At 59.9% G+C, this 15,057-nt stretch carries 19 protein-coding genes; 2 read left to right on the top strand and 17 right to left on the bottom strand.

Features of this window, described 5'->3' with window-relative positions:
* Positions 1 to 6 precede the first annotated feature (6 nt).
* The 14 genes from pal to ACZ9A3_RS03070 all read right to left on the bottom strand — a co-directional run bounded on the left by pal (position 7) and on the right by ACZ9A3_RS03070 (position 11,242).
* A complete protein-coding gene (gene pal, locus ACZ9A3_RS03135; protein WP_010223188.1) occupies positions 7 to 504 on the bottom strand; it encodes a peptidoglycan-associated lipoprotein Pal in 498 nt (165 codons plus the stop codon).
* A gap of 52 nt (positions 505 to 556) precedes the next feature.
* On the bottom strand, positions 557 to 1,858 hold the full coding sequence (gene tolB, locus ACZ9A3_RS03130; RefSeq protein ID WP_045193535.1) for a Tol-Pal system beta propeller repeat protein TolB: 1,302 nt from the start codon (positions 1,856 to 1,858) through the stop codon (positions 557 to 559).
* The gene (gene tolA / locus ACZ9A3_RS03125; RefSeq protein WP_093386479.1) at positions 1,855 to 2,931 is read right to left on the bottom strand and encodes a cell envelope integrity protein TolA; all 1,077 of its coding nucleotides are present in this window, start codon (positions 2,929 to 2,931) and stop codon (positions 1,855 to 1,857) included. Before tolA ends, tolB begins: the two co-directional genes overlap by 4 nt.
* Positions 2,931 to 3,383, bottom strand: a complete 453-nt coding sequence (gene tolR / locus ACZ9A3_RS03120; RefSeq protein ID WP_045193537.1) for a protein TolR — start codon at positions 3,381 to 3,383, stop codon at positions 2,931 to 2,933. The genes tolA and tolR overlap by 1 nt, the downstream gene beginning before the upstream one ends.
* A 14-nt stretch (positions 3,384 to 3,397) precedes the next feature.
* Positions 3,398 to 4,093, bottom strand: coding sequence for a protein TolQ (gene tolQ / locus ACZ9A3_RS03115; RefSeq protein ID WP_010223192.1), 696 nt, complete (start codon positions 4,091 to 4,093; stop codon positions 3,398 to 3,400).
* A gap of 2 nt (positions 4,094 to 4,095) precedes the next feature.
* Positions 4,096 to 4,551 (bottom strand): tol-pal system-associated acyl-CoA thioesterase, encoded by a 456-nt coding sequence (ybgC, locus tag ACZ9A3_RS03110; RefSeq protein WP_045193538.1) that lies wholly within the window; start codon positions 4,549 to 4,551, stop codon positions 4,096 to 4,098.
* Between the two features lie 125 nt (positions 4,552 to 4,676).
* Positions 4,677 to 5,732, bottom strand: a complete 1,056-nt coding sequence (ruvB, locus tag ACZ9A3_RS03105) for a Holliday junction branch migration DNA helicase RuvB (protein ID WP_045193539.1) — start codon at positions 5,730 to 5,732, stop codon at positions 4,677 to 4,679.
* The gene (ruvA, locus tag ACZ9A3_RS03100; protein WP_010223195.1) at positions 5,733 to 6,341 is read right to left on the bottom strand and encodes a Holliday junction branch migration protein RuvA; all 609 of its coding nucleotides are present in this window, start codon (positions 6,339 to 6,341) and stop codon (positions 5,733 to 5,735) included.
* 108 nt (positions 6,342 to 6,449) lie between these two features.
* Entirely contained in the window at positions 6,450 to 6,974 is a 525-nt protein-coding gene (gene ruvC / locus ACZ9A3_RS03095) for a crossover junction endodeoxyribonuclease RuvC (protein ID WP_093386484.1), read from the bottom strand.
* Positions 6,975 to 7,144: 170 nt separating this feature from the next.
* Positions 7,145 to 7,891 (bottom strand): YebC/PmpR family DNA-binding transcriptional regulator, encoded by a 747-nt coding sequence (locus ACZ9A3_RS03090; protein ID WP_093386489.1) that lies wholly within the window; start codon positions 7,889 to 7,891, stop codon positions 7,145 to 7,147.
* Between the two features lie 121 nt (positions 7,892 to 8,012).
* The gene (aspS, locus tag ACZ9A3_RS03085; RefSeq protein WP_476253312.1) at positions 8,013 to 9,788 is read right to left on the bottom strand and encodes an aspartate--tRNA ligase; all 1,776 of its coding nucleotides are present in this window, start codon (positions 9,786 to 9,788) and stop codon (positions 8,013 to 8,015) included.
* 93 nt (positions 9,789 to 9,881) lie between these two features.
* Positions 9,882 to 10,103, bottom strand: coding sequence for an FmdB family zinc ribbon protein (locus ACZ9A3_RS03080; RefSeq protein ID WP_045193542.1), 222 nt, complete (start codon positions 10,101 to 10,103; stop codon positions 9,882 to 9,884).
* Between the two features lie 93 nt (positions 10,104 to 10,196).
* Positions 10,197 to 10,526: a ribbon-helix-helix domain-containing protein gene (locus ACZ9A3_RS03075; protein ID WP_045193543.1), complete on the bottom strand. Its 330-nt coding sequence runs from the start codon at positions 10,524 to 10,526 to the stop codon at positions 10,197 to 10,199.
* A gap of 242 nt (positions 10,527 to 10,768) precedes the next feature.
* Positions 10,769 to 11,242 (bottom strand): Dps family protein, encoded by a 474-nt coding sequence (locus ACZ9A3_RS03070; RefSeq protein WP_045193544.1) that lies wholly within the window; start codon positions 11,240 to 11,242, stop codon positions 10,769 to 10,771.
* 297 nt (positions 11,243 to 11,539) lie between these two features.
* On the opposite strand from ACZ9A3_RS03070, the gene ACZ9A3_RS03065 reads away from it, so the two are divergent.
* Positions 11,540 to 12,127, top strand: a complete 588-nt coding sequence (locus tag ACZ9A3_RS03065) for a cold-shock protein (RefSeq protein WP_045193545.1) — start codon at positions 11,540 to 11,542, stop codon at positions 12,125 to 12,127.
* Between the two features lie 63 nt (positions 12,128 to 12,190).
* On the opposite strand, the gene ACZ9A3_RS03060 is transcribed toward ACZ9A3_RS03065, so the two are convergent.
* The 3 genes from ACZ9A3_RS03060 to ACZ9A3_RS03050 all read right to left on the bottom strand — a co-directional run bounded on the left by ACZ9A3_RS03060 (position 12,191) and on the right by ACZ9A3_RS03050 (position 13,339).
* Positions 12,191 to 12,397, bottom strand: a complete 207-nt coding sequence (locus ACZ9A3_RS03060; protein ID WP_093386494.1) for a SlyX family protein — start codon at positions 12,395 to 12,397, stop codon at positions 12,191 to 12,193.
* A 3-nt stretch (positions 12,398 to 12,400) separates the two neighbouring features.
* Positions 12,401 to 12,826, bottom strand: coding sequence for an HIT domain-containing protein (locus ACZ9A3_RS03055; RefSeq protein WP_045193546.1), 426 nt, complete (start codon positions 12,824 to 12,826; stop codon positions 12,401 to 12,403).
* A gap of 255 nt (positions 12,827 to 13,081) precedes the next feature.
* A complete protein-coding gene (locus tag ACZ9A3_RS03050) occupies positions 13,082 to 13,339 on the bottom strand; it encodes a hypothetical protein (RefSeq protein ID WP_213602202.1) in 258 nt (85 codons plus the stop codon).
* Between the two features lie 296 nt (positions 13,340 to 13,635).
* Between ACZ9A3_RS03050 and ACZ9A3_RS03045 the strand changes: the two genes are divergently transcribed.
* Entirely contained in the window at positions 13,636 to 14,940 is a 1,305-nt protein-coding gene (locus ACZ9A3_RS03045; protein WP_045193547.1) for an OprD family porin, read from the top strand.
* Positions 14,941 to 15,057 lie beyond the last annotated feature (117 nt).

Here is a 15,057-nt window from a genome sequence, read left to right as displayed (position 1 = left end):
ATCGAATTACTTACGCAGTTCGACGCGACGGTTCTGAGCCCAGGACTGCTCGTCGTTACCGGTAGCAACTGGACGCTCTTCGCCGTAGGAAACCAGTTCCAGCTGGGCAGGAGAAACGCCTTGCAGTACCAGGTAGCGTTGAACGGCTTTCGCACGACGCTCGCCCAGAGCCATGTTGTATTCGCGAGTACCACGCTCGTCGGTGTTACCTTCCAGAACGACGCGAGCGCCGTTGCCTTTCAGGTCCTTGGCATGAACGTCCAGAGCGCGCATGGCTTCTGGCTTCAGGTCCGAGCTGTCGTATTCGAAGTAGAAGGTGGTGATTGCGCGCAGAGCAGCTTCTTCGCTCAGGCTGCCGTCAACAGCGCCAGTGTTGGCACCGTAGCCAGCGTTAGGATCAACCTGGCCTTGACCAGCATCGTCGCCGCCTTTCGAGGAGCAACCTACAGCTACGGCCATGGCCAGAGCCAGCGCAGCAAACTTACCAAACTTCAGCATTTCCATCGTGAAACTCCTAATGAACCCCAGTGTGTTAAGTAAAACGTAAAGCGCCGCGTCAGTTCAGGTAAGGGGACCAGGACGGTTCTCTGACTTCGCCTTGAGCGGTAGGAAGCGGGAGCCTCACGCGTCCGTTGAGAGAGACGAGCATCAAGACTCCCCGGCCCTGCTGGCGGGTGGCGTAGATTAGCATGGTGCCGTTGGGCGCAACAGTGGGTGACTCATCAAGACTTGTTTCCGAGAGAATCTTTACACTGCCGCGTTGCAAATCTTGTGCAGCCACTTTGAAGTTGGTGAAACCTTGTTGGCGATGAATCATCACCAGGGTCTTTTCATCCGCCGACAGTTTAGGGTTGGCGTTGTAGTTACCCACGAAAGTTACCCGCTCTGCACCACCACCGGAAACATTGGTTTTGTAGATCTGTGGTTTACCACCGCGGTCGGAGGTGAAGTAGATGGTCGAGCCATCTTTACCCCAGAACGGTTCGGTGTTGATACCCGGGCCTGCGGTCACGCGCGACAGCTGGCGCGAACCCATGTTCATCACGTAGATGTCCGGGTTGCCGTCCTTGGACAGCACGAACGCCAGGCGCGAACCATCCGGCGACCAGGCTGGCGCACCGTTGAGGCCTTCGAAGTTGGTGATCTGCTCACGGCGACCGGTATCGATATGCTGGACGAAGATGCGCGGACGCTTCTGCTCGAACGACACGTAGGCAATGCGCTTGCCGTCTGGTGCAAAGCGCGGCGACAGGATCGGCTCACGCGACTGCAGCAGGGTTACCGCCCGCGCACCGTCGTAGTCCGAACGCTGCAGGGTGTAACGGGTATTGTTGGTCGAGAAGCGCTCGGCGGTCACGTAAAGCATGCGGGTAGAGAATGCACCCTTGATGCCGGTGAGCTTTTCGAACGACTGGTCGGCGATGTAGTGCGACATGTCGCGCAGTTGATCGACGCTGCCCGAGACGCTGCCGGTCAGCACTTGCTGCTCGGTGGCGACGTTGAACAGCGCGTACTGCACCTGCAGGCGGCCGCCGGACGGAACGATGCTGCCGACCATCACGTACTGGGCGCCCAGGGCTTTCCAGTCACGGAAGATCACTTCGCTGGCCTGGCTCGGCTGGCTGATCATGTTCTGGCGCGGGATCGGCGAGTAATAACCGGAGTTGCGCAGGTCATTGCCGATGATGTCAGCCATGTCTTCAGGCAGCACGCTGCCGCCCTGCAGCCCGAACGGCACGACCGCGATCGGCGTGGCGCGATCGCTGCCGCTGGTGACCAGAATGTTCTTTTCATCTGCTACGGCCAACCCTGCTGCACAGCAGAGAACGACCAGCAGTCCTCGAAGAAGGTTAATCACAAGGCTAGATCCTCAGGTGTGAATGTCATCTTGAATGAACGATAGGGATTGAATTCGCTCGGTTTCAAGCCCTGCATTTCGGTTAAACGACCAATGTTCTTGACCGCTGCCACAGCCGAGCTGTCAAACGGACCGTCACCACTGGAGCGGGCTACGCTCACCGAGGTAATGGTGCCGTCCGGCAACATGCCGATCTGCAGGACCACCGTCATGTTCTTGCGCGCAGAAGGCGGACGTGCCCAGCCCTCGGCCGCACGTGCACGGATCAGGTCGTCGAAATCGCCGGCTACCTGGTCACCCTGCTCGTCAGCCAGGGCCTGCTGCCGTTCGGTGGTATCGGACAGAAGCTCGGCCAGGGCCTGGGCTTTCTTGTCTTCCGCCGCCTTGCGGGCTGCATCCTGTGCCTTCTTCTTGGCCGCATCAGCTGCGGCTTTCTTCTTGGCGTCTTCGGCGGCTTTCTTCTTCGCCTCTTCAGCCGTTGCTTTTTTCTTGGCGTCCTCGGCCGCCTTCTTCTTGGCGTCCTCGGCTGCTTTTTTCTTGGCTTCTTCAGCCGCCTGCTTCTTGGCCTCTTCGTCAGCCTTTTTCTTGGCTTCCTCTTCGGCCTTCTTCTTGGCGATGTCAGCCTGTTGCTTCTCGGCAGCCTTCTTCGCCTCTTCGGCTTTCTTGGCTTCGGCGGTTTTCTTCGCTTCCTCGGCCTTCTCGGCCTGTTCGGCTTTCTTCGCTTCAGCTTCGGCTCGCGCCTCTTCGGCCTTTTGAGCCGCTTCTTCTTTCTTTTGTTCCGCAGCCTTCACTGCCTGCTGCTCGACCTTCTTCTGTTCCATCTGTTCTTCTTCGGTTTGACGCGAAGCAGTCTTCTTGGCCTCACCGGCAATCTTCTGATTGGTCTGGGTGGTGGCCTGGCTCTTGGATTTGAGCTGGTACAGGGTTGCCTGGACAATAGGCTTGGCCGGCGGCAGCTCCGGGGTCATGGCAAAGCTGACGAACAGCATGCCGAACACCAGAACGTGCAGCGCAATGGCCCAGACACTGGGCCAGAAATAGCTTTCCGAGGCGGATGGCTCTCGCTGTTGCATCAGGGCGCCTCGGTAATCAGGCCAACGTTACCGACACCTGCCTTCTGCAACCCGCCCATGGCACCCATGACCGCGCCGTAGTCGACGGACTTGTCGCCACGGATGAAGACCTGGGTCTGCTTGCCCTGGTCACGGCCGGCGCTGATGATCTTGGTCACGGCGTCGGTCATTTGCGGCAAGGTCATGGCCTTGTCCATCTGCTTGTCGGTGTCGACTTCGCTGCCAAGGTTCCAGTAGTAGGTCTTGTCAGCCTTGATCGAAATGGTCAGGACCTGGGTGTTGTTGTCCTGCGGCAAGGCTTCACTGGAAACCTTGGGCAGGTCGACCTTCACGCCCTGGTTGAGCATCGGTGCGGTCACCATGAAAATCACCAGCAGTACCAGCATCACGTCGATGTATGGCACCACGTTCATTTCGGCGACCGGCTTGCGTTTGTGGCGAACTCGGGCCATGGGCTTTTACCTGATCACTCTTCGCTGGTGTGCACTTTACGGTGCAGGATGGCCTGGAACTCGTCGGCGAACGTGTAGTAACGGCCGATCAAGACTTCACTGCGGGCAGCGAAACGGTTGTAGGCAATAACCGCAGGGATCGCGGCGAACAGGCCGATCGCGGTGGCGATCAGGGCTTCGGCGATACCCGGGGCCACGGTGGCCAGGGTCGCTTGCTGCGCCGAGGCCAGGCCACGGAAGGAGTTCATGATGCCCCAGACGGTACCGAACAGGCCGATGTACGGGCTGGTGGAACCGACGGTGGCGAGGAACGGCAGGCTCTGCTCGAGCTTCTCTTCCTCGCGGGAGATGGCTACGCGCATGGCCCGGCCAACGCCTTCCATGACCGCGTCCGGGTCGACGCCTGGCTGCTGGCGCAGACGCGAGAACTCTTTGAAGCCGGCGCGGAACACCTGCTCTACACCCGAATCCGGGTCCGGGTTGCTGCCAGCCTGACGATACAGCTTGGACAGGTCGATACCCGACCAGAAGCGCTCTTCAAAGCTGTCCAGCGCACGACGACCGGCGCGCAGCATGGTGCTGCGCTGGAAAATCATGATCCATGACGTTACCGATGCGGCCACCAGAATCAGCATGACCAGCTGCACCACGATGCTGGCATTGCTGACCAGGCTCCACATGGAGGTATGGTCGACGACGTTAGCTTCCACGCTTAATCTCCTGCATTTGAATGAGTACCCGGATCGCCCGCCTCGGCAAAGGCCGCGCGCAGCGCTTGGGGGATGGCCCGGGGTTTGAAAGTATCGGCGCGCACACAGGCCACCAGGAACTGCCCCTCACAGAGCAGCGTTGCATCTTTTTCGCGCCACACCTGCTGCACGAAGCGCAGGCTGGCGCGGTTCAATTCAAGCACTTGCGCGGTAACCCGCAACTCGTCGTCCAGCCGCGCTGGCGCGTGATAGCGCGCCTCGCTGGAATGGACCACGAACAGCAGGTTGTCCTGCGCCAGTGCCGACTGGGCAAAGCCCAGGTCACGCAACCGCTCGGTGCGGGCACGTTCCATGAATTTCAGGTAATTGACGTAATACACCACGCCGCCGGCATCGGTATCTTCGTAATAGACACGACAACGATGTGCGAACGGCTCTAGCTCGTTTTGCGCGCGCATACTCTAGTGCTAACTCCTCAGCTTGCCAATCCGCCCCGGCAACTGTTTTTCATCGATTATGTCGTATTGCCAGCGCGACTGAGGCATGCCCGCGGATAGGACCACAGAAACGCTGGATAAATCTGTCATTCATCGGTCTGGGCGGAAAAACCCTCGCCGCTGATCGATTCGCCCAGGCGGTTGGGAATGTTCAGGCCGAAATGCAGGTAGGCATGCCGGGTCACCACCCTGCCCCGTGGCGTGCGCATGATGTAGCCCTGCTGGATCAGGTAGGGCTCGAGCACGTCCTCGATGGTGTGACGCTCTTCGCTGATGGCCGCGGCCAGGCTGTCGACCCCCACCGGGCCGCCGTCGAACTTCTCGATCATGGTCAGCAGCAAGCGCCGGTCCTGATGATCGAAACCGCGCTCGTCGACGTCCAGCAGGTTCAGCGCCATGTCGGCCACCGGCTTGGTGATGTGGCCCTTGCCACGCACCTCGGCGTAGTCGCGCACCCGCCGCAGCAGGCGGTTGGCAATCCGTGGCGTGCCACGGGCGCGGCGGGCGATCTCGAAGGCACCTTCGTCTTCAATGGGCAGGCCGAGAATGCCACCGGAACGGCTGACGATGGTCGCCAGGTCCTCGGTGTTGTAGAACTCAAGGCGCTGGACGATGCCGAAGCGGTCACGCAGCGGGTTGGTCAGCATGCCGGCACGGGTGGTGGCGCCGACCAGGGTGAACGGCGGCAAGTCGAGCTTGATCGAACGCGCCGCCGGCCCCTCGCCGATCATGATGTCGAGCTGGAAGTCTTCCATGGCCGGGTACAGCACTTCTTCGACGATGGGCGACAGGCGATGGATTTCGTCGATGAACAGCACATCGTGCGGTTCAAGGTTGGTCAGCAACGCGGCCAGGTCACCCGGGCGTTCGAGGATCGGCCCGGAAGTGCTTTTTATCGACACGCCCATTTCCTGGGCAATGATATTGGCCAGGGTGGTCTTGCCCAGGCCCGGCGGGCCGAAGATCAGGGTGTGGTCGAGGGATTCGTTGCGCCCGCGGGCGGCCTGGATGAACAGCGCCATCTGTTCACGCACCACCGGCTGGCCGATGTATTCGGCCAGGCGCAATGGGCGGATCGCCCGGTCCTGGACCTCTTCACGGTCGCGCCCGGTGGCGGCTATCAGTCGATCGGCTTCAATCACTTAGATCATTCCCTTCAGGCTGCGACGGATCAGCTCTTCGCTGCTCAGGCCCTTGGCATCCACGGCGGCGACCGCCTTGCTCGCTTCCTGGGGCTTGTAGCCCAGGGAAATCAGCGCGCTGACGGCATCGGCCTCGGCGCTGGAAACGCTGGCAATCGGCAGTGGACCATTGGGCACAAGGGCAAACATGGCCGGGGAGGTTTCCCAGGCCTTGAAGCGGTCCTTGAGTTCGACCAGCAGGCGTTCGGCGGTCTTTTTACCAACCCCCGGCACCTTGACCAGGGCCGAAGCATCCTGGGCCTGGACACAGCGTACCAGTTCGTCGACCTCCAGGCCCGACATCAATGCCAGGGCCAGCTTGGGCCCCACGCCATTAAGGCGGATCAGCTCGCGAAACAGCTCGCGCTCGCGCTTTTCATGGAAGCCATACAGCAGGTGGGCGTCTTCGCGCACCACCAGGTGGGTGTGCAAGGTCACCACTTCGCCAACCTTGGGCAGGCGGTACAGGGTGGTCATCGGCACTTCGAGCTCATAGCCCAGGCCGTTGACGTCGACAATCAGGTGCGGCGGCTGTTTTTCAGCCAGGGTGCCGCGCAAACGTCCAATCACGTTCCGATCCTTCCTCATGGGTACCGGCAAGCGACCGGTCAACCCTAACAGCAAATGCAATGGCCGATGGCATTGCCCAGGCAAAATTTGTTTCAGCAGATGATGCTATCAGAGCCGCAAGCGCCCGCTTCGACTGCGCGCCGTACCCAGGCCGTGGGGCACCAGGCTTGAGCGGGTATGGGCATGGCACAAGGCGATGGCCAGGGCGTCGGAGGCATCGATCTGCGGCTTTTGCGTCAGTTTCAGCAGGTGCATGACCATCATCTGCACCTGCTCCTTGTTGGCCCCACCGGTGCCGGCCACCGCCTGCTTGACCTGGGTGGCGCTGTACTCGGCGATTTCCAGGCCTTCTTCGATAGCCGCGACGATCGCCGCGCCGCGGGCCTGGCCGAGCTTGAGCGCCGAGTCGGCGTTACGCGCCATGAACACCCGCTCGATGCCCATGGTCACCGGGCCGTGCTGGCGGATGATTTCGCGCACGCCGCGAAAGACGATCTGCAGACGCTCGGGCAGCTCCCCGGCGCCAGTACGAATGCAGCCCGAAGCCACGTACTCGCAGCCCCGCCCGCTGTGGTGCACCACGCCATAGCCGGTAATGCGCGAGCCGGGGTCGATGCCAAGAATCAGAGTCATACGTCTTTGCGCCATAGTAAAAACAGAAGCCGGACCGGCTCGCAGGTGCAATGCAACTGCAGGCAGATCCGGCCTCGGGCCGGTAGGAGCGGGCTTGCCCCGCGATTGCGCACTACCACCCAATCGCATCGCGAGGCAAGCTCGCTCCCACCTAAATGAACAACTTGAGACTAGCCGAGCTGTTCCATGACTTCGTCAGGAATTTCGGCATTGGAGTAGACGTTCTGTACGTCGTCCAGGTCTTCAAGCATGTCGATCAGCTTGAGCACCTTCTGTGCGCCGTCCAGGTCGAGTTCGGCGCTGGTGGTCGGCTGCATCACGATTTCCGCGTCAGCGGCCTTGAAACCGGCCTCTTCCAGGGCGTTGCGCACGGCATAGAAGCTGTTGAACGAGGTGAAGACCTCGAACGAGCCATCTTCGTTGCTGACCACGTCGTCGGCATCGGCCTCCATCGCCGCTTCCATCAGCGCGTCTTCGTCGACGCCGGCGGCGAAGCTGATCTGGCCCTTGCGCTCGAACAGGTAAGCCACCGAGCCGTCAGTCCCCAGGTTGCCGCCGCATTTGCTGAAGGCATGACGCACAGCGGCGGCGGTACGGTTGCGGTTGTCGGTCATGGCCTCGACCATGATCGCCACGCCGCCCGGGCCGTAACCTTCGTAGCTGAGCTCTTCGACGTTGTCGGCTTCGGCCGTGCCAGCACCGCGGGCAACCGCCCGGTCGATGATGTCGCGGCTCATGTTCGCCCCCAACGCCTTGTCCAGGGCCAGGCGCAAGCGCGGGTTGGAGGCAGGATCGCCGCCGCCCTGCTTGGCGGCAACGGTCAGCTCACGAATCCACTTGGTGAAGATCTTGCCTCGCTTGGCATCCTGGCGCTCTTTGCGGTGCTTGATGTTTGCCCACTTGGAATGACCTGCCATAACGCACTCCGAATCCTTTGTAACAATGCCACGCCGCGGCCGCGCTCACGCCCGGCCGAGACCTTTAAATTCATGCGCCTTAACGCAAAGGCGCATCCATCTGGATGCGCCCGGGGCCCGCTTACTCAGGCTTGGGCTGTTCGCGCAGACGGATATGCAACTCACGCAGGGCCTTGGCATCGACCAGGCCAGGGGCCTGGGTCATGACGCACGCGGCGCTCTGGGTTTTCGGGAAGGCAATGACTTCGCGAATCGACTGGGCGCCGGTCATCAGCATCACCAGACGGTCAAGGCCGAAGGCCAGGCCGCCGTGCGGCGGTGCGCCGAACTTCAGGGCGTCGAGCAGGAAGCCGAACTTCTCTTCCTGTTCAGCCGCTTCGATACCCAGCAGACGGAAGACCGCCTGTTGCATCTCTTTGCGGTGGATACGGATCGAACCGCCACCCAGCTCGGTACCGTTGAGGACCATGTCGTAAGCACGCGACAGGGCGGTGGCCGGGTTGGCCTCGAGCTCTTCGGGGCTGCATTTTGGCGCGGTGAACGGGTGGTGCAGCGCGGTGAAACTGCCGTCGTCGTTCTCTTCGAACATCGGGAAGTCAACCACCCACATCGGGGCCCACTCGCAGGTGAGCAGGTTGAAATCGTTACCGACCTTGATACGCAGGGCGCCCAGCGCCTCGCTGACGATCTTGGCCTTGTCGGCGCCGAAGAACACGATGTCGCCATCGACCGCACCAACGCGATCGAGGATCACGTTGAGGTTGGCCTCAGGGATGTTCTTGACGATCGGCGACTGCAGGCCTTCAACGCCCTTGGCGCGCTCGTTGACCTTGATGTAGGCCAGGCCCTTGGCACCGTAGATGCCGACGAACTTGGTGTACTCGTCGATGCGGCTGCGCGGCATGCTCGCGCCACCTGGCACGCGCAGGGCGGCAACACGGCTCTTCGGATCGTTGGCCGGGCCGCTGAACACCTTGAATTCGACGTCCTTGAGCTGGTCGGCAACGTCGACCAGTTCCAGCGGGTTACGCAGGTCAGGCTTGTCGGAACCGTAGCGGCGCATGGCTTCTTCGAAAGTCATGTGCGGGAATTCACCGAATTCCAGGTCCAGGACTTCCTTGAACAGCTTGCGGATCATGCTTTCGGTCAGGCCCATGATCTCGGACTCATCGAGGAAGCTGGTCTCGATGTCGATCTGGGTGAATTCCGGCTGACGGTCGGCGCGCAGGTCTTCGTCACGGAAGCACTTGGCGATCTGGTAGTAGCGGTCGAAACCGGCAACCATCAGCAGCTGCTTGAACAGCTGGGGCGATTGCGGCAGGGCGAAGAAGCTGCCGGCGTGGGTACGGCTCGGCACCAGGTAGTCACGCGCGCCCTCAGGGGTGGCACGGGTGAGAATCGGCGTTTCGACGTCGAGGAAGCCGTTTTCGTCGAGGAAGCGACGGATGCTGGTGGTGATGCGCGAACGCAGACGCAGCTTCTCGGCCATCTCTGGACGACGCAGGTCGATGAAGCGATAGCGCAAGCGGGTTTCTTCGCCAACGTCGGAGTATTCGTTGAGCGGGAACGGCGGGGTTTCCGCTTCGTTCAGCACGGTCAGCTCATAACCCAACACTTCGATGGCACCCGAGGCCATGTTGGCGTTGACTGCGCCAGCCGGACGCGGACGCACCTTGCCGGTAATCTGCACCACGTATTCGCTGCGCACGCGGTCGGCGGCGGCGAAGCTTTCTGCGCGATCCGGGTCGAAAACGACCTGGGCCATGCCTTCGCGATCACGGATATCGAGGAAAATCACCCCGCCGTGGTCGCGGCGACGATGGACCCATCCGCAAAGGGTAATTTCCTGACCTTCCAGGCTCTCGTTCAGTTGGCCGCAATAATGGCTGCGCATCATGATGGTGGTTTCGCTTCTCGTCATTCGTATGTTCAGTGGAGGCCTTGCAGCCCCAAAGGGCTAATAGTGCAAGACCCTGCCGGTGCAATCAACTCAGTCGGCCTTGTCGCCGCCTGCCAGGTTCTTTTTCGCACCGGTCTTGAAGTCGGTTTCGTACCAGCCGGTACCACCCAGGCGGAAGCCCGGGGCCGAAATCAGCTTCTTCAGCGCTGGCTGCTCACACGCCGGGCAATCGGTCAGCGGCGCGGCGCTGAGCTTCTGGAGGACTTCCAACTGGTGGTTGCAGGAAGCACATTGATAGTCGTACATGGGCATAGGCGTGTCTCGTTAACCACAGCGCAGGCTGGTTCGGGCAGTAAAGCGCGGGATTATATATGGTTAAGGAGTGCTGTGCAGCCCGGCAACCGACTAGCGTGCCACTGGCAAGCCGAGCAAATAGACCACGCAGACCACGCGGATCAGCCCGCTGAAATTTTTTACCCCGCCATGACGCAGGTGTACCTCACGGTCGATGTAAGACAACACGGCATTGACCGAGCACTGATTGGCCTTGGCGATGCGTTCAAGAATAGTCCAGTAGATCTCTTCCAGGCGCAGACAGGTGGCAAAGCCGTTGAGGCGCACCGACCGCGACAGCGGCTGGGCCAGGCCCATGTTGAAATTGGCCTCGAAAGGGTCGACGCCATCCTTGTGCGGCACGCAGGCTACGCGCCCCGTGCGATTCATCCATGCCGACATAGTCGTACCACGCCACTGTTTAACCGGGAAACAAACCCGCGTGCGTTATGCACGCGGGAACATGCCCTTAATAAAGCGCTGTGTAACGTGGCGGTGCCAGCAGACACCCTAACTCTGAATGTAGGAATACTCGGCACTGGAGCCGGTACTTTAAAACACCGGAAAGTGCTTCCGTACTAACTGAAATGCCCGAACTTCGCACAAAAGTTCGGGCATTCGAATAACAGCGTTAAATCTGCCGGTTACTTGCCTTCAAGTAGCGAGCGCAGCATCCAGGCGGTTTTTTCATGCACCTGCATGCGCTGGGTCAGCAGGTCGGCCGTCGGCTCGTCGCTGACCTTGTCGAGCAGCGGGAAAATGCTGCGTGCCGTGCGGGTTACCGCCTCCTGGCCTTCGACCAGTTGTTTGATCATTTCGTCAGCAGGTGGCACCCCCTCTTCTTCCTTAATAGAAGAAAGCCGCGCGTAAATCGAGTACGCCCCGGGTGCCGGGAAGCCCAGCGCGCGAATACGCTCGGCGATCGAGTCGACCGCCAGGGCCAGTTCGTTGTACTGCTCTTCGAACATCAGGTGCAAGGTACGAAACGCCGGACCGGTGACGTTCCAGTGAAAGTTGTGGGTCTTCAGATAAAGTACGTAGGTATCCGACAACAGGCGCGACAAACCATCGACGATGGACTTGCGATCTTCTTCGCTGATACCGATATCGATTGCCATGTAGTTCCCCTTTCCTTAGTGCTTGCTGATCAAGCGGGTACAAACCACTGTACCAAGAGTTTTCCACCCCTGCAGCCTCATGCCTGCGACACAAGGCTGCAGGCCGCGCGACACACGGTTGGCCGCTGATTTGAGAAGCCCGGGGCTTTGCTGTTAAATAGGCAGCGTGCCGCCCGCGCCGATTGTCATTGCCCGGGCGCATAGGCTGGCCTTCTCACGTTTTTGCGCTTTTTTACCCGTGCGCGCCGTGAAGCCAGCTCTTCCTGTGATCCGCCTTATCAATGTGAGCCAACCAACATGTTCAAGATCGTCCACCTGTTGACGGGCGTTGCAGCTTTGCTGCTGTCCTTCATACCCAGCCTCAGAACCGAAGCCATACCCTTCCTGCAGCAACCGGAGGCGGTTTACCTGGCGCTTTTCGGCCTGCTTAACCTGCTCATCGCTCCTGTGCTCGCGCAGCACTACCGGGGCGTGCGCCAGCAACTGCAGCGCGCTGCCAGTGCTTTGCTGGTGCTTACCGTGATCCTGCAGACCGTGACCTTGCTGGCCCGTCCGGAGCTTGGCAACCTGCCGGCCCTGGCTTGCGCCCTGCTGGCCACCATCCTGCACTTGATTGCCGGTTTTGCCAAAAGCGCTGTGGCCCGTAGCCAGAACACCCAGTACGACATGTCCAATCGCGATACCGGCACGGTGAAGTGGTTCAACACGTCCAAGGGTTTCGGCTTTATCTCCCGCGATTCGGGCGATGACATCTTCGTCCACTTCCGCGCCATTCGCGGCGAAGGCCACCGGGTGCTGGTCGAAGGCCAGCGCGTGGAGTTCTCGGTGATGAACCGCGACAAGGGCCTGCAGGCCGAAGACGTGATCGCCGCCCCACGGCGCTGATCAGCAGCAACAAAAAAACCGCGACGGCATCACTGCCCATCGCGGTTTTTTTTCGCCCCCGAATCAGTAATGCGGCGGCGGTGCCTCTTCTTCACTGGCCTCGTACTGGCCGACCATCTCTTCATAGCGCTTGAGCAGTGCTGCCATCTGCAACTGCAGGCGCTCAACGACGCGCTGCTGTTCGACCAGCACATCATTCAAGGCCAGCAGGGTATCGTCCTGAAAGGCCAGCCGGCTTTCCAACTCGGTCACGCGCGCGTCAAGGGTCATGATTCAAGCCTCCGCGAACTGAAAATCGTCAACCAATACCTCGGCCAGACGCAAACGGATCTCAGCCACCTGTTGTGGCGCATATTCAATTGCAGGTTTATTGCCCCACACAGGTGCCGGCCAGGCCGGATCAGAACGATGACGAACAATCACATGCATATGTAGCTGGCTAACTACATTGCCGAGGGTTGCCACGTTCATTTTGTCGGCGGCAAAGACGTCCTTGAGGATCTGGGCCAGGGCGTTAGTTTCTTTCCAGAGTTGCTGCTGATCGCTGTCATCAAGTTGAAACAATTCGCTGATTTCGGCCCGACGCGGCACCAGGATAAACCAGGGATAGTTGCCATCCCTACTCAGCAACAGACGACAAAGAGGAAAGTCCCCCAGGCAAAAGGTGTCTTGTTGAAGACGTTGATCCAGAACAAACACTACGAAATCTCCTACAACAGCTTAATACCTTGCTCACACAACCCTCCGTGAGCCACTGCCAGCAGGATACTCCTGATCGCTCGTCGGGGCATTGCCTGCTGCCTTATTAATGAAGCAATGCACCGATTTAGCCCCCTCCCCTCACCCAAAAGGCCTATGCGTACGTCGGTGTTACGCTGCCCGGGCAAGGAAACGCTACTTTTCGCACCAAAATGAAGCCGTCCGTCGGCGTTTCGCCCAGTGAACATCCACAAACTACTCAGCTTTAGCCTTCAACGGTAACGCTTTGACTTTACGGGCAACTTTTTCCCTTATTCCATTGCGATCGACAGCCGCGAACCAAAGGTTCTTTGACCCCCGGTTTACCGGCACCTGAGGGCCTTCGGAGGGCGAAAGCGTGAAAATTTCGTGAAGCCGTTCGATTTTGTGCACGCTTGTTGCATTGTCATCCGCCACGGTCGGCACGCCCTCTGCACTGATGCAGCGAGCGGCGACAAATAACAACAGCTGCATGGGTTAACCAGGGAGTTTCGGGGGGGCAGGGGCTAGATTGTTTTTACCTATCCTTAATCCGCTTGAAACAGCGCTGGAGTTGTACGGCCCGCGAAACCCGGGGCGTGGTTTGCGACAAGGACATAACTGTTAGCGACATGACCGTAAAGTTACCGAAAGGTTCTCGACAGGCATATCGCCAACGCCGGTCAGCGTGATATACATTTCCGCCGACACAAAAAGAAAGAGCCGCGCTGTATAAAAAAACCAAACAGCGACGGCAGTACTCTTCCTAAAAACCAAAGGAGCAAATCACGATGCGCGTGATGAAGTGGAGCATAATCGCCCTGGCTGTTGCAGCCGGCACCTCGCAATTGGCAGTGGCCTCTTCTCAGGATGAGTCCAAGGGTTTTGTTGAAGACAGCAAACTCAATGTCAAAACCCGCATGCTGTACTTTAGCCGTGACTTCCGTAACGTGCCTAACGGCGACCAAAGCCGCGTTGAAGAAACCGGCCTGGGCTTCCTCGGCACCTACCAGTCGGGCTTTACCCAAGGCACCGTAGGTTTCGGTGTCGACGCCATCGGCATGCTCGGCCTGAAACTGGACAGCGGCAAAGGTCGCGCCGGCACCGGCCAGTTCCCGCTGGGCGCAGATGGCCGTTCGCAGGACTCGTTCTCCGAAGGTGGCGCGGCGGTCAAGTTCCGCATCTCCGACACCGTGCTGAAGTACGGCACCCAGTTCACCGCCCTGCCGGTTCTGGCAACCGACGACAGCCGCCTGCTGCCCGAAACCGTCGAAGGTTTCCTGGTGACCAGCAAGGAAATCAAAGGCCTTGAGCTGAATGCCGGCCACTTCACCGCCCTGAATGCTCAATCGCAGTCCTACCACGACAGCATCGGTGGCAAGAACCGCACTACCGGGATCAAGAACCCTGGTCTGACCCAGGCTGACGTGTTCGGCGGCACCTATGCCTTCACCGACACCCTGAGCACCAGCCTCTACTACTCCAAGGTCGAAGACTACTGGCGTAAATACTACGCCAACGTCAACTGGGCACTGCCGATCAACGACAACCAAGGCCTGGTGTTCGACTTCAACATCTATGACACCAAGAGCGACGGCAAGGCCAACGTTACCGCCTTCGATGGTGACAAACTTGATAACCGTGCGTTCAGCCTGTCGGGCGCCTACAACATTGGCGCGCACACATTCACCCTGGCCTACCAGAAGGTTACCGGTGACGGCGACTATGCCTACGGCATCGACGGCGGCGGCACCATTTTCCTGGCCAACTCCATCGCTCGTTCCGACTTCAACGCCGAAGACGAGAAATCCTACCAGGCACGTTACGACCTGAACTTCGCCGAATACGGCGTTCCAGGCCTGAGCTTCATGACCCGTTATGTCAAGGGTACCGGTGCCAACGTCACTGGCACCGACAACGGCAAGGAATGGGAACGCGACATCGAGGCCAAGTACGTTCTGCAGGAAGGTCCGGCCAAAGACCTGAGCCTGCGTGTACGTCAAGCCACCTACCGTTCGGGTGACGGCGTTTACTACGGTTCGCCATCGATCGACGAACTGCGCCTGATCGTCGAGTACCCGCTGAGCATCCTGTAAGCCCCGGGCTTTCAGTATCCCCAGTACGAAAGAGCCCGGCACTGCCGGGCTTTTTCTTGTCTGAATTCGGGCTGACAACGCCTTCGTGCTCCGGCATCCTGTACGCCACCGAATCGC

The organism is Pseudomonas sp. TE4620 (assembly GCF_056279045.1).
Note: the sequence above shows the minus strand (reverse complement) of the source record. Positions and strands in the feature narration are given on the sequence as shown.

What these genes read in the sequence shown, in the direction of transcription:
- ruvC (WP_093386484.1), bottom strand. Translation starts at nt 6,974, where the DNA reads ATGACTCTGATTCTTGGCATCGACCCCGGCTCGCGCATTACCGGCTAT.
- aspS (WP_476253312.1), bottom strand. Translation starts at nt 9,788, where the DNA reads ATGATGCGCAGCCATTATTGCGGCCAACTGAACGAGAGCCTGGAAGGT.
- ACZ9A3_RS03070 (WP_045193544.1), bottom strand. Translation starts at nt 11,242, where the DNA reads ATGGCAATCGATATCGGTATCAGCGAAGAAGATCGCAAGTCCATCGTC.
- ACZ9A3_RS03065 (WP_045193545.1), top strand. Translation starts at nt 11,540, where the DNA reads ATGTTCAAGATCGTCCACCTGTTGACGGGCGTTGCAGCTTTGCTGCTG.
- tolR (WP_045193537.1), bottom strand. Translation starts at nt 3,383, where the DNA reads ATGGCCCGAGTTCGCCACAAACGCAAGCCGGTCGCCGAAATGAACGTG.
- ACZ9A3_RS03045 (WP_045193547.1), top strand. Translation starts at nt 13,636, where the DNA reads ATGCGCGTGATGAAGTGGAGCATAATCGCCCTGGCTGTTGCAGCCGGC.
- ACZ9A3_RS03060 (WP_093386494.1), bottom strand. Translation starts at nt 12,397, where the DNA reads ATGACCCTTGACGCGCGCGTGACCGAGTTGGAAAGCCGGCTGGCCTTT.
- ybgC (WP_045193538.1), bottom strand. Translation starts at nt 4,551, where the DNA reads ATGCGCGCGCAAAACGAGCTAGAGCCGTTCGCACATCGTTGTCGTGTC.
- ACZ9A3_RS03050 (WP_213602202.1), bottom strand. Translation starts at nt 13,339, where the DNA reads ATGCAGCTGTTGTTATTTGTCGCCGCTCGCTGCATCAGTGCAGAGGGC.
- pal (WP_010223188.1), bottom strand. Translation starts at nt 504, where the DNA reads ATGGAAATGCTGAAGTTTGGTAAGTTTGCTGCGCTGGCTCTGGCCATG.
- ACZ9A3_RS03080 (WP_045193542.1), bottom strand. Translation starts at nt 10,103, where the DNA reads ATGCCCATGTACGACTATCAATGTGCTTCCTGCAACCACCAGTTGGAA.
- ACZ9A3_RS03090 (WP_093386489.1), bottom strand. Translation starts at nt 7,891, where the DNA reads ATGGCAGGTCATTCCAAGTGGGCAAACATCAAGCACCGCAAAGAGCGC.
- tolA (WP_093386479.1), bottom strand. Translation starts at nt 2,931, where the DNA reads ATGCAACAGCGAGAGCCATCCGCCTCGGAAAGCTATTTCTGGCCCAGT.
- ACZ9A3_RS03075 (WP_045193543.1), bottom strand. Translation starts at nt 10,526, where the DNA reads ATGTCGGCATGGATGAATCGCACGGGGCGCGTAGCCTGCGTGCCGCAC.